General features: G+C 31.8%; 14 protein-coding genes and 1 pseudogene. 5 read left to right on the top strand and 10 right to left on the bottom strand.

The genetic code is table 11. The features are described from left to right. Positions 1-44: 44 nt before the first annotated feature. The 4 genes from P8H50_RS02585 to P8H50_RS02570 all read right to left on the bottom strand — a co-directional run bounded on the left by P8H50_RS02585 (position 45) and on the right by P8H50_RS02570 (position 4,701). Positions 45-1,304, bottom strand: coding sequence for an MFS transporter (locus P8H50_RS02585; protein WP_300205305.1), 1,260 nt, complete (start codon positions 1,302-1,304; stop codon positions 45-47). Positions 1,305-1,361: 57 nt separating this feature from the next. Continuing rightward, positions 1,362-2,465: an OmpA family protein gene (locus P8H50_RS02580; protein WP_300205303.1), complete on the bottom strand. Its 1,104-nt coding sequence runs from the start codon at positions 2,463-2,465 to the stop codon at positions 1,362-1,364. 70 nt (positions 2,466-2,535) lie between these two features. Then, positions 2,536-4,227 carry a single-stranded-DNA-specific exonuclease RecJ gene (gene recJ, locus P8H50_RS02575; RefSeq protein WP_300205301.1) on the bottom strand — a complete coding sequence of 564 codons (1,692 nt, stop codon included), beginning with the start codon at positions 4,225-4,227 and terminating at the stop codon, positions 2,536-2,538. A 51-nt stretch (positions 4,228-4,278) separates the two neighbouring features. Next, positions 4,279-4,701, bottom strand: a complete 423-nt coding sequence (locus P8H50_RS02570) for an OsmC family protein (protein WP_300205299.1) — start codon at positions 4,699-4,701, stop codon at positions 4,279-4,281. Positions 4,702-4,757: 56 nt separating this feature from the next. Between P8H50_RS02570 and P8H50_RS02565 the strand changes: the two genes are divergently transcribed. After that, positions 4,758-5,348, top strand: coding sequence for a carboxymuconolactone decarboxylase family protein (locus tag P8H50_RS02565; protein ID WP_300205297.1), 591 nt, complete (start codon positions 4,758-4,760; stop codon positions 5,346-5,348). A 78-nt stretch (positions 5,349-5,426) separates the two neighbouring features. Here the strand turns inward: P8H50_RS02565 and nadD are convergent, their stop codons facing one another. The 3 genes from nadD to P8H50_RS02550 are packed head-to-tail and all read right to left on the bottom strand — an operon-like array spanning position 5,427 to position 7,458. Continuing rightward, positions 5,427-6,005, bottom strand: a complete 579-nt coding sequence (gene nadD / locus P8H50_RS02560; protein ID WP_300205295.1) for a nicotinate (nicotinamide) nucleotide adenylyltransferase — start codon at positions 6,003-6,005, stop codon at positions 5,427-5,429. 6 nt (positions 6,006-6,011) lie between these two features. After that, positions 6,012-6,596 carry a guanylate kinase gene (gene gmk / locus P8H50_RS02555; RefSeq protein WP_300205293.1) on the bottom strand — a complete coding sequence of 195 codons (585 nt, stop codon included), beginning with the start codon at positions 6,594-6,596 and terminating at the stop codon, positions 6,012-6,014. A gap of 1 nt (position 6,597) precedes the next feature. Further along, the gene (locus P8H50_RS02550) at positions 6,598-7,458 is read right to left on the bottom strand and encodes a YicC/YloC family endoribonuclease (protein ID WP_300205291.1); all 861 of its coding nucleotides are present in this window, start codon (positions 7,456-7,458) and stop codon (positions 6,598-6,600) included. Positions 7,459-7,540: 82 nt separating this feature from the next. On the opposite strand from P8H50_RS02550, the gene P8H50_RS02545 reads away from it, so the two are divergent. Beyond that, a complete protein-coding gene (locus P8H50_RS02545; RefSeq protein ID WP_300205289.1) occupies positions 7,541-8,017 on the top strand; it encodes an acyl-CoA thioesterase in 477 nt (158 codons plus the stop codon). Here P8H50_RS02545 and P8H50_RS02540 read toward each other — a convergent pair. Then, positions 8,014-8,907: a DMT family transporter gene (locus tag P8H50_RS02540; protein ID WP_300205287.1), complete on the bottom strand. Its 894-nt coding sequence runs from the start codon at positions 8,905-8,907 to the stop codon at positions 8,014-8,016. The two genes, P8H50_RS02545 and P8H50_RS02540, sit on opposite strands and share 4 nt — an antisense overlap. Further along, the gene (locus tag P8H50_RS02535; protein ID WP_300205285.1) at positions 8,897-9,256 is read right to left on the bottom strand and encodes an ArsC/Spx/MgsR family protein; all 360 of its coding nucleotides are present in this window, start codon (positions 9,254-9,256) and stop codon (positions 8,897-8,899) included. Before P8H50_RS02535 ends, P8H50_RS02540 begins: the two co-directional genes overlap by 11 nt. A gap of 104 nt (positions 9,257-9,360) precedes the next feature. Here P8H50_RS02535 and P8H50_RS02530 point away from each other — a divergent pair, with 104 nt between their 5' ends. Further along, positions 9,361-9,825 (top strand): DinB family protein, encoded by a 465-nt coding sequence (locus P8H50_RS02530; protein WP_300205283.1) that lies wholly within the window; start codon positions 9,361-9,363, stop codon positions 9,823-9,825. Here the strand turns inward: P8H50_RS02530 and P8H50_RS02525 are convergent. After that, on the bottom strand, positions 9,814-10,557 hold the full coding sequence (locus P8H50_RS02525; protein WP_300205281.1) for a DUF4163 domain-containing protein: 744 nt from the start codon (positions 10,555-10,557) through the stop codon (positions 9,814-9,816). The two genes, P8H50_RS02530 and P8H50_RS02525, sit on opposite strands and share 12 nt — an antisense overlap. Positions 10,558-10,661: 104 nt before the next feature. Between P8H50_RS02525 and P8H50_RS02520 the strand changes: the two are divergent. After that, positions 10,662-10,853, top strand: a pseudogene (locus P8H50_RS02520) (PLP-dependent transferase); the annotation flags it as partial. A 105-nt stretch (positions 10,854-10,958) separates the two neighbouring features. Next, complete coding sequence (gdhA, locus tag P8H50_RS02515; RefSeq protein WP_300205278.1) at positions 10,959-12,302, top strand: NADP-specific glutamate dehydrogenase; 1,344 nt, start codon at positions 10,959-10,961, stop codon at positions 12,300-12,302. Positions 12,303-12,316: the final 14 nt, after the last annotated feature.

Genomic DNA, 12,316 nt, shown 5'->3' with positions numbered 1-12,316 from the left:
TTTAACTGTAGGCAAAGATAAGAGAATTTTAGAGGTAATTAATATTAATCGTTAGCCTCGAAGTCTTTAGTTAAATCTAATTTCCTAAATGTTGGAGAGACTAAAGCAGTTGTTATAACAGTAATTAGCGTCATGGTGCCACCAAATACAACAGCAGTTGCTGTTCCCATAAGTTTTGCAGTTACACCGCTCTCGAAAGCACCAAGCTCGTTAGAAGAGCCAACAAACATGGAGTTTACTGAAGACACGCGACCACGCATGCTATCTGGTGTTTTAAGCTGAAGAATGGTTTGTCTAATTACCATAGAAACACCATCTGTTACACCACTAAAAAACAAGGCAACTACCGAAATCCAGAAAGAAGTAGATAATCCAAAAACAATAATACAGATACCAAAACCAAAAATAGCAACTAGTAATTTTACACCTGCATTTTTACTAATAGGAATGTAAGCGGTTACCAACATGGTTAAAAACGCACCTACAGAAGGCGCAGCTACTAAAATACCAAAACCTCTTGGACCAACTTTTAAAATATCTTGTGCAAAAACTGCTAAAAGTGCTACAGCTCCTCCAAATAATACAGAAACCATATCTAGAGTTAATGCGCCTAAAATAGCTTTGGTTTTAAACACATAGTTAACACCTTCTTTCAAGCTTTGTAAAATAGGTTCGCCTATTTTAGTGTTTAATATTGGTTTTTTAGAAATTTTAAACACTAGTAATAGTGAGGTTATTACTAAAATAAAAATAACACATAGCGACCAATGCACACCTAACCAACTAATAGCGAAACCAGCAAAAGCTACACCTAATACTCTAGACATTTGCCAAGTAGAACTACTCCAAGTGGCAGCATTAGGATAGGTTTTTTTTGGGACAATTAAAGCAATAAGAGAAAAAATAATAGGACCAAAAAATGAACGTAAAAAACCACCAAAAAACACCAATGCATATATAGAATATAAAATAACATTAGTAGACCAAGTCTCTGATATTTCTTTAGTTGTTAACCAAAACAAACCAAAGCTAATAACCGAAAAAGCTCCAATACATATTGCTAATAGGTTTCTTTTTTCGCTTTGGTCTACAATGTGTCCAGCAAATAATGCCATGGTAAAAGCAGGAATAATTTCCATTAAACCAATAATTCCTAGAGATAAAGGGTCTTTTGTTAAAGCATACACTTGCCATTCTATAACGACAAATTGCATAGACCAAGCAAAAACCAGAAAAAAGCGCATGAGCAAAAAGAGGTTAAATTCCTTAAAGCGAAGTGCAGCGTATGGATCGTTTTTAGACATAAACAGTTATGGCTATTTTTGGTTTAGCACAAAAGTATAATAAGGATTGCTCTTATTTTAGTTTTTATTGATTAGTTTAAACTCAACACGTCTGTTTTTTGCTCTATTATCTTCGGTAGTATTGTCAACCACTGGTTTAGAGTTCCCAAAACCAAACCATTGTATTCTTTCGTTTTCTAATCCTTTTAAAATTAAATATTCTGAAACAGCTTTTGCACGTTGCAAAGACAATTCTTTATTTCTTGTTGTTAAACCAACGTTATCTGTATGTCCATAAATTTCGATGTTAAGGCTTTTGTTTTCTTTTAAATGAATGCTTAATTTATCTAATTCTTCAATAGAAGTGTTTAGAAGTTCTGCTTTATCGAAATCAAAGAGTACGTTTTTAAAAGTGTAGGTTGTTTCGGGCTCCAATAAAATTTCTTCTATTTTTTCTTCTATTTTTGGTTGAAGCTCTTCTTCTTTATTATAATCGCTTGGTATCACAGTAACATCATCTATATAATAATATGCAAATCGTCCCTTTTTCTTTACTACTCTTTCTTTAATAACCTCTTTATTAGTTTGAAAATTCCCTAAAGAAAAATACTTTTCAAATCCATTAGCTACATAATCAATCTCTATTTTAATCCAGTTTTCTTTATCAGAGTAAAACAACTTTTTATTTGTTGAAACGTAATTAGACTTATACTTTTGTTTGTTATAATTCTGAACGTCAATAACTTTTGGTGATAGAACATTCATTAACCTCATTGGCATAAATAGAATACCAAAATCATTAATAGAAAAAGATGAGTTTTCTGCTAAACTTACATAAAAACTAATTTTGTAATGTTCTTCTTTATTTAATTTTTCTTTTAATTCACCTTGAATATATTCTCTATAATCTTGTTTTGAGTAAACATAAATTCCTGCATAACCCTTACCTGAATTAGCTTCTTGTTCTCCATTGAAATTTTTAAAATCCATTTTATCATCACAAGAATTAAAATAGTCAGTAGTTCCTTCATTTGGAATAGACCAATCTTTAACATTATAATGAAAAAAACTAATGTTTCTTGGGCAATCTATATACTCTTCAAAACTCGAATTTAACACCAAATTTTGAGCAGTAATACTTCCGAAGAAAAAGAGAAAAAGTAGCGTAATCTTTTGTTTCATATAGACTCTAACGAAAACTATTAAATCTTATTTTTATACCTGTCAGATTTTTAAAACCTTACAGAGATAATTATTCTTTTATATCTCGCAACTTTAATTGTAAAAACACATTACCTTTCCACTCATTCTCATCAATAGAATAAGCAGCTTTAAAAGTCCTTTTATCTTTTATAAGATTTAGCTTGTCTCCAAGACCAAAACCAATACACACTATTTTATCGCTGTTTGGCTGTTTTACGGTTAGTCGTAAATGTTTATTGTCTTCACCAACACATTTGCCATAACCTGTATCTTCTAAATTATCACTCATAAATACTGGTGACATATTGCCTGGACCAAATGGCGCAAACTGGCTTAAAATTCTATAAAATTTTGGTGTGATCTCGTTAAGCTCTATTTGAGTATCTATACTAATCTCTGGAGTAAGCAATCTCTTGTCGATTGTGCTTTCTACAACGTCTTCAAATTTTTGTTTAAAGGCTTCGTAGTTTTCTTCTTTAAGTGTTAAACCTGCTGCATATTTATGACCTCCAAACTGCTCTATATATTCTGAACAAGCTTCTAATGCATTGTAAACATCGAATCCTTTTACAGAACGTGCAGAAGCAGCCAACATATTGCCACTTTTAGTAAAAACTAAAGTTGGTCTATAGTAAGTTTCTATTAATCTACTAGCAACAATACCAATAACACCTTTATGCCAGTCTTGGCTATAAACAACAGTAGTAAACCTTTCTTGTTCTTTTTGCGTTTCAATATGCTCAAGAGCTTCAATTGTAATTTGTTTATCTGCTTCACGTCTATCTGTATTAAAATCCTCTATTTCTTTAGCGTATACTTCTGCTGTTTGTACATTAGTTTCTGTTAATAAATCTACTGCATATTGTCCATGTTTCATTCGTCCAGCAGCATTTATTCTTGGTGCAATAATAAATACAACATCTGTAATGGTTAGCGTTTCTTTTTTAATTTGATTGATGATGGCTTTAAATCCAGCTCTAGGTTGCGTATTAATAACTTGTAAGCCAAAATAAGCCAAAATTCTATTTTCTCCAGTTATAGGAACAATATCTGCTCCAATGGCTGTAGCAACTAAATCAAGATATTCTACTAAATCATCAATGGTTTTTCCTTTTTTTGAAGCTAATGCTTGAATGAGTTTAAAACCAACACCACAGCCACATAATTCTTTATAAGGATAGTTACAATCGTTTTGTTTTGGGTCTAAAACAGCAATGGCATTTGGTACTTGTTCTCCTGGTCTGTGGTGGTCGCAAATTATAAAATCAATGTTTTTTTCTTTCGCATAATTAATTTTATCTATAGCTTTTATGCCGCAATCTAATGCTATAATTAAGGTAAAATTATTGTCTTCGGCAAAATCTATACCTTGAAAAGAAATACCATAACCTTCATTATAACGATCTGGAATATATGTGGCAACATTTGGATATTCGCTTTTTAAATAGGAAGACATTAACGATACAGCAGTAGTGCCATCCACATCATAATCGCCATAAACCAGTATATTTTCGTTGCTCTCTATTGCTTTTTGGATGCGTTCTACTGCTTTTTGCATATCCTTCATTAAAAAAGGATCATGCAAATGGTTTAAACTAGGTCTAAAAAAATCTTTGGCTTGCTCATAAGTTTCTATACTTCTTTGTACTAAAAGAGAAGCAATAGTTTCTTCTACTTGTAATGCGTGTTGCAAAAACTGTACTGTTTCAAGATTTGGTTTTGGTTTTAGTGTCCAGCGCATGGTTTAGTTAAAAGTGAATGGTTGAAAGTAAATAGTTAGCTATCTCAAAATCTAAGCGTTATGAAAATGAATTTGTGTTTCTACATTAGCAAATTGACGAAACATTTCCATGACACCACAATATTTTTCGACTGAAAGGTTAACGGCTTTTGTTATTTTTTCCTCTTCTAAATCTTTCCCATAAAAATGATAATCTACGTTTACTGTATGGTATGTTTTTGGGTATTCGCCTGTTAGTTCGCCTTGTACTTCAATTTTAAAGTTTGCAAATTCTGTTTTCATTTTTTCTGTAATAGAAACCACGTCTAATCCAGAACAGGCTGCAAGCGATGATAGCATTACAGCCTTTGGACCTAAAGGTTTGTATGGGTCGTTACTATTTTCAGATTGTCCTAAATTAAAGGTGTAACCATTAGGATTATCGCTTTCAAAAATCATGTTTTCTTTCCAAACAGTTGTGACTTTGTGTGACATATTGAAGAATTTTTCGTTTATTGATACTTTCAAAAATACTATTTAATATATAAAATATGCCATTAGTTACACCATTAGATGCAGAGCACGATTTAGAAACTAAAAAACTAGCCGAGTTTTTTAATGAAACTTTAGGGTTTTGCCCAAACTCTGTTTTAACTATGCAACGTAGACCAGCCATTTCTAAAGCGTTTATAAATTTAAATATGGCAGTAATGGCAAACGAAGGCAAAGTATCTTCAGCATTAAAGCGTATGATTGCTTGGGTAAGTAGTAACAGTACAGGTTGTCGTTATTGTCAAGCACATGCCATTCGTGCTGCAGAGCGTTATGGCGCAGAGCAAGAACAGTTGGATAATATTTGGGAATACAGAACGCATCCTGCTTTTAACGAAGCTGAGCGTGCTGCATTAGATTTTTCTTTAGCGGCTTCTCAAGTACCAAATGCTGTTGATGAAAACATAAAAAAACGTTTACATGAGCATTGGACAGAAGGTGAGATTGTAGAAATGTTAGGTGTTATTTCTTTATTTGGTTACTTAAACCGTTGGAACGATTCTATGGGAACAACGCTTGAAGGTGATGCTATAGATAGTGGAAACCAATACATAGGAAAACATGGTTTTGAGGTTGGGAAGCATGTTTAGACTTCTTGGATTATTAGATTTTTAGAGCGCCTCGCTTTTACATTTTTGAAATTAAACCTTGCTAGAGATAGTGAGGTTTTATTTATAAAAATTCATATCATCCAAATACTGCCAAACATTTTCTGGTAATAATGGTTTAACGTTTTTTCCTTCTTTTATAGCATTTCTAATTAATGTTGAAGAGATTTCTATAATTGGAGCTTCTATTCTGTGAATTTTTTTATGGTTATTAAACTGAGTATCTACTTTACCATTAGAAATTCTAGGATACACATAAATATTATGGTTTTCTAGTATTATTTCGTAGTTTTTCCATTTATGAAAACTCTTTAAATTGTCTTCTCCCATTATTAAAGAAAAGGCATAGTCTGGATACTTTTCTTGTAAGTAGGTAAGTGTATTTATGGTATAGTTTGGTTGTGGTAAAGTAAACTCGATATTACTTTCTTTTAACTTTGTATAATCTTTTGTGGCAAGATATACCATTTCTAAACGCTGGAAATTATCTAAGAGTGTGCTTTTCTTTTTAAAGGGATTGTGTGGTGTTACTACAAACCATATTTGGTCTAAATCGCTATTTTCTACTAATTGGTTCGCAATTATTAGATGTCCAATATGTATTGGATTAAAAGAACCAAAATAAAGACCAATATTCATTACAATTTACTTTTTAGTTTCGCTATTTAAAAAACCTTCAACAGTGTCTTCAGCTTCTTTTAAAGCTTTTTCTAAATTATCGTTTTCAATAATAACATCAAAAAGAGGAGCAGTTGCAAGCTCTGCACTTGCTTTTGCTACACGCATGTTTATTTTATCGTCGCTTTCAGTTTTTCTGTTTTTAAGTCTAATTTTAAGCTCGTCTATACTTGGTGGTTTTACAAAAACAGCTAACGTTTGTTCTGGGAACTTTCGTTTTATACGTAATCCACCAGAAACATCAATATCGAAAATAACGTTTTTACCTAAAGCCCAAAGACGTTCGACTTCGGTTTTTAAAGTGCCGTAAAAATTATCTCTGTACACTTCTTCCCATTCAAGAAAATCGTCGTGTTTTATATGTTGTTTAAACTCGTGAGCAGGCATAAAATAATAATCTTCGGCATGTACTTCTGTGCCTCGTTTTTCTCGAGAGGTTGCAGAAATAGAGAACGCTAAATTTAAAGCCTCTTGTTTTAATAAATGCCTAACTATTGTTGTTTTTCCAGAGCCTGATGGTGCAGAGAATACTATAAGTTTGCCTTGTGCCATCTTATAAAACGTTAAGTAATTGTTCTTTAATTTTTTCTAATTCGTCTTTCATTTGTACCACTAATTGTTGCATTGGTGCATAATTACTTTTAGAACCAATGGTATTAATCTCGCGTCCCATTTCTTGACCAATAAAGGCTAATTTTTTACCATTAGAATCGCCAGAATTTAGTGTTTCTATAAAATAGTCTAGGTGGTTTTTTAAACGCACTTTTTCTTCAGTAATATCAAATTTTTCTATGTAGTAAACCAATTCTTGCTCAAAACGGTTTTCGTCGTACTTTTCACGAAGGTCTTCAACACCTTTTTTTAAGCGTTCGCGAACACCTTCCACACGGTCTGGATCCATTGTAACAACTTGATCTAATAAATGTTCAATGGTTTGTACTCGGCTCTTAAAATCTGTTTCTAAAACTTTACCTTCATTTAAACGATAGTCTTTAATAGCAGCAATTGCAGTAACAATTTCTGCTTCAATGTGTTTCCACTCGTTATTATCTATTTCTTCACGTTCCGTATTTAAAGCATCTGGAAATCTAACAGCCATTTTTAATAACTCTTGATCACTACTTACGCTTAATAATTCGCGTAATTGTTGCATGTATTGTTTTACAACAGGAGTGTTTATTTTAGTAGATGTGTCCTCTGCTGTCGCTTCTACATAAATAGAGAAATCTATTTTTCCACGTTCTAATTCTTTAGCCATTAATTTACGTAAATAGAGCTCTTTTTCTCTGTAAATTGAAGGCATTCTAGCATTCAAATCTAGGTTTTTACTGTTAAGCGATTTTAGCTCAATGGTTATTTTTTTTGTTGGTAATTGTAAAACAGATTTACCATAACCTGTCATTGAATGAATCATAAACTAATGTATAAAGTTGTGCAAAGATAATGAAAACAGAATCCTTAGAAAACTGTATTTTTGCATTTAAAATTCTCAAAAAATGTACAAAAAACAGTTCGAAATACGTTGGAGTGATGTTGATGCCAATAAACACTTAGCAAATTCTGCTTACACTAATTTTATGAGTCATACTAGAATGGCTTTTTTAATGGAATTTGGGTTTACTATGAAAGAATTGGCAATCCATAATATTGGACCAGTAGTTTTTTACGAGCACATGCATTATTTTAAAGAAGCATTTTTGGGGCAGCCTATTACAGTTTCTTTAGAAGTTTCAGGACTTAGTGAAGATGGCGCTTTTTTTAAGTTCGATCACAATTTTTATAACCATAAAGGTGAAAACATAGCGTTTTGTGAAATGTTTGGTGCTTGGATTGATTTAAAAGCTAGAAAGATGACACATTTACCAAAAGCGCTTATGGATTTAGCCTATAAGTTTCCAAAAACAGAAGACTATAAAGTTCTCTCAAAAGAAGATACAAGAGCAAATGGTCGTAGGCCAAAAAACTTAAGCTAGTTTTTCTTTAGGTTTTTTTTAGTGACTAAATAGACACCTGCAAATATTAAAGCTGAAGCTATTAATTTTACAGGAGTAATACTATCACTTCCCATAATTATTGCAAATATTCCTGCAATTACTGGCTGTATGTATATAAATGTTGTTACAGTAGAGGCCTTTAAACTCCTAAGCGCTAATGGGTTTAATAGATACGTGCCAAAAGTGGCACCAACAACAACAAAAAGTACAGAAAAAGTTATATATGGTGTAAATGTTGAAAACTGAGTAGCTACTAACTCGTTATATCCAAAAGGTATAATTAAGATTAATCCGAATAAAAATAGCCAGCGAATAAATGTAAATGGATGGTACTTGTAGGTTAGCTTTTTTACAATTATTATATAAATACTGTAAGAAATGGCATTAATAAAAACAAAAAGGTTGCCCAATAATACGTTGTCACCTTCTAGGTTAGATTTTCCATAGATACTTAAGACCAAAGCGCCTGTAAAACCTAAAATTACTCCAAAAATCTTTAAAGATGTTACCTGTTCTTTTAAGTAAAATGAAGACAAAACCAATACTATAATTGGAGTGGTTATCATTATTACAGAAGCATGAATTGGTGTTGTAAACTCTAGACCTTTAAAAAAGCAAAGCATATTTATAGTAACACCAAAAACAGCAGCATAGAAAAAAGTTAAATAATCTTTACGCTCTATTTTTTCTCTGGGACCTAAGAAACTAAATAACCAAAATAAAGCTGTAGCACCAGCAACACGTAATAGTATAAAACCAAAGGGTTTCATGTAGCCACCAGCCATAACATCTTTAGCATATGTAAAATTTAAACCGTATAAAAGTTGCACTAAAAATGCAGCAATAAGTGCCCAATATCTAGTTTTCATTTAAAGCGTTTTTAACAGCTTCAACATTTTTTTTAGAGTTGCCTATGTAAATTTTATTTTTTAAAATAAATACTGGTCTGCTAAGAAAAGTATAGTGTTCTAAAATTAGATTTTTATAATCCATTTCTGTTAACGTCTTGTTTTTTAAATCACGTTGTTTATATAACGTTGCTCTTTTACTAAAAAGTGCTTCATAACTTCCAGCCAAGTTTTTCATTTCATCAATCTGCTGCTCTGTTATAGCATCAGTTTTTATATTTTGTAGCACTACGTTTGCAGGTAAATTAAGTTCTTTTAATATGCGAATACAAGTACTACAAGATTTTAAATAATACACTATGTTAGTCATCGAGATCTAGGATTTTTTTCCGTGTAAACGAAAATCTAATTTTTAACTATGCAAATTAAATTCATTTAAAACAGTTTCTACTATATTTATAAAAAATTTGAATTATGGATTTTACTTTTGATGTTTTTTTAAAAACAAGAGGCTTTTTTAAAGCGTATTTAGAAGAGTTGTCTTTAGCACAATTAAATGCAATTCCTAAAGGGTTTAATAATAACATTATCTGGAATATTGGGCACAGTATTGTTACTGAGCAAATACTAGTTTATAAGTTATCTGGTTTAAAGCCAAATGTAAGTGATGCGCTTATAGAAAAGTATAAAAAAGGGACTAAACCAGATGGTAAAGCAACCCAAACAGATGTAGAAGAGTTGAAAGCGTTAGCTTTTTCTACAATAGAGCACACTAAAGCCGATTTTAGTTCTAAAGTTTTTAGTACTTATAACGAGTATACCTTATCTACAACAGGAAACACGCTTACTAATGTTAATCAAGCTATACAATTTGCACTTATTCACGAAGGTATGCATGCAGGTTATATTTTAGCTTTGTTACGTGCTTTAAAAGTTTAAATACTTATCTGCAACTGTGTAAGGTATTGTAAATTCTATTACGTTATTTGTTGAGGTGTTAAATGTATCGTAAAGCACTATTACACCATCATCGCTAAACCCAAGATTATCTGGAAGCTTAAACATGTCGTTATTAAAAGCTTCAATACGGTCATTATCCGCAGAGAGTAATTCTTTATTGAAATACTTTTCGGCTAAAGTTGTAAATGCTGAAACATCATTAATTAAATCTTTAGTTTCTAGTTCTTGTCCAGTGCTAACATCAAAATTATAGAATTTAAACACTAGATTACTGTGTGCACCACCAGTGTTAATACTAGAATTCATAGCAATAGAAACTAACGTTTCGCTTTTGTAAATTATTTCACCATCTATTAGTATTTCCCAAGGAGGCAAATTGGTATATAATGTTTTCCCAATTTGTGTTTTAAAATCTTTGTAGGCCTTTTTAAAATCTAGAATACTTTCTTCGGTACTTGTTTTTATATTAGAATCAGCCTCAATATTTAAGGCTGTATTTACAAATAGAATAAGTGAGGTATTAATTTGTTTAGCAGCTTCTGTCTTCCCTTCGGCCTTTGGTATATTTATTTCAATAGTGGTCTCATCTTCATCTATAATAGCCATTTCAGAGAAATCAAGAGTTATATCGTCTTTACAAGAAATAGAGATACTTGTTAAAAGGATAAGGCTAAAAGTTTTTATAAATCTGAAAGATAAATTGTTAAACATTGACAGAAGCTTTTAATACAATTTTAATACAACGAATTAAAGGTTATTTTTGTTGTAATCAAAAAAACTGAAAGTTATTTTAGTTCAATTACAATCTAACCATTATGAAATTTAATACTAAAACTATACATGGCAAACAACAATTCGATCCAGCTTATGGAGCAGTTATGCCACCTATATACCAAACCTCTACTTATGCACAAACGACTCCAGGAGGACATAAAGGGTTTGAATATTCTAGAACACACAACCCAACACGTAAAGCTTTAGAAAATGCTTTTGCAAGTATAGAAAATATGTATTTGCGAATTTTAAAAAAATAAAGGTTTTTTTTAAAGATAATGTATATTTGCTGTACAAAACAAACAATAATTTTATTAAAAATATAATTTACCAGTAGAATGGAAAATAAAATTCAAGCATTTTTAGATTTAGTAAAAGAAAAAAATGGTCATGAACCAGAATTTTTACAAGCTGTTCACGAGGTTGCAGAGACTGTAATCCCGTTTATTGAAGAAAATCCTAAGTATCAAGGAAAAATGTTATTAGAGCGTATGGTAGAACCAGAACGCACGATAATTTTTAGAGTACCATGGATAGACGATATAGGAGAAATTCAAGTTAGTAGAGCGTTTAGAGTAGAGTTTAACTCTGCTATTGGTCCATACAAAGGAGGTTTGCGTTTTCATCCATCTGTAAATTTAAGTATTCTTAAGTTTTTAGGTTTCGAACAAGTGTTTAAAAACGCTCTAACTACTTTACCTATGGGTGGAGGAAAAGGTGGAAGTGATTTTAATCCAAAAGGGAAGAGTGATAATGAGGTTATGCGTTTTTGCCAATCTTTCATGTCTGAGTTATTTCGTCATATAGGAGCAAATACAGATGTTCCTGCTGGAGACATTGGTGTTGGTGGTCGAGAAATAGGCTACATGTTTGGTCAGTATAAAAGATTACGAAACGAGTTTACAGGTGTTCTTACTGGAAAAGGAATAAGTTATGGAGGTTCTTTAATAAGACCAGAAGCTACAGGGTATGGTTGTGTTTACTTTGCAAAAAACATGTTAGCTACAAAAAACGATTCTTTTAAAGGAAAAACTGTTGTTATTTCTGGTTCTGGAAACGTAGCGCAATATGCTTGTGAGAAAGCTACACAATTAGGTGGTAAAGTTGTTACTATGTCTGACTCTTCAGGTTATATTTACGATGAGAACGGAATAGATGCAGAAAAATTAGCATTTATTATGGATCTTAAAAATGAAAAAAGAGGAAGAATTAGTGAATATGTAGATAAATATTCGTCTGCTAAATTCCATAAAGGCGAAAGGCCTTGGAGTGTTAATTGTGATGTGGCTATGCCATGTGCAACCCAAAACGAATTGAATAAAGAAGAAGCACAAGCTTTAATACAAAATAAAGTAATAGTTGTAGCAGAAGGCGCAAATATGCCAACAACACCAGAAGCTATTGAAGCATTTCAAAAAGCAAAAGTGTTATTTTCTCCAGGTAAAGCATCTAACGCTGGAGGAGTTGCAACATCAGGTTTAGAGATGAGTCAAAACTCTTTAAGATATAACTGGACAAGAGAAGAGGTAGACGCTAAACTAAACCAGATTATGAATGATATTCATGAATCTTGTGTAACCTACGGAACACAAGAAGATGGTACTATAGATTATGTAAAAGGTGCTAATGTTGCAGGATTTGTTAAAGTAGCAGATGCCATGCTAGCACAAGGTGTAGTATAAAGAATGATGTAAAT

Origin of the sequence: Lacinutrix sp., assembly GCF_029238095.1 — a bacterium.
Classification (GTDB): Bacteria; Bacteroidota; Bacteroidia; order Flavobacteriales; family Flavobacteriaceae; genus Lacinutrix.
This window is presented reverse-complemented; position numbering and strand designations above follow the sequence as displayed.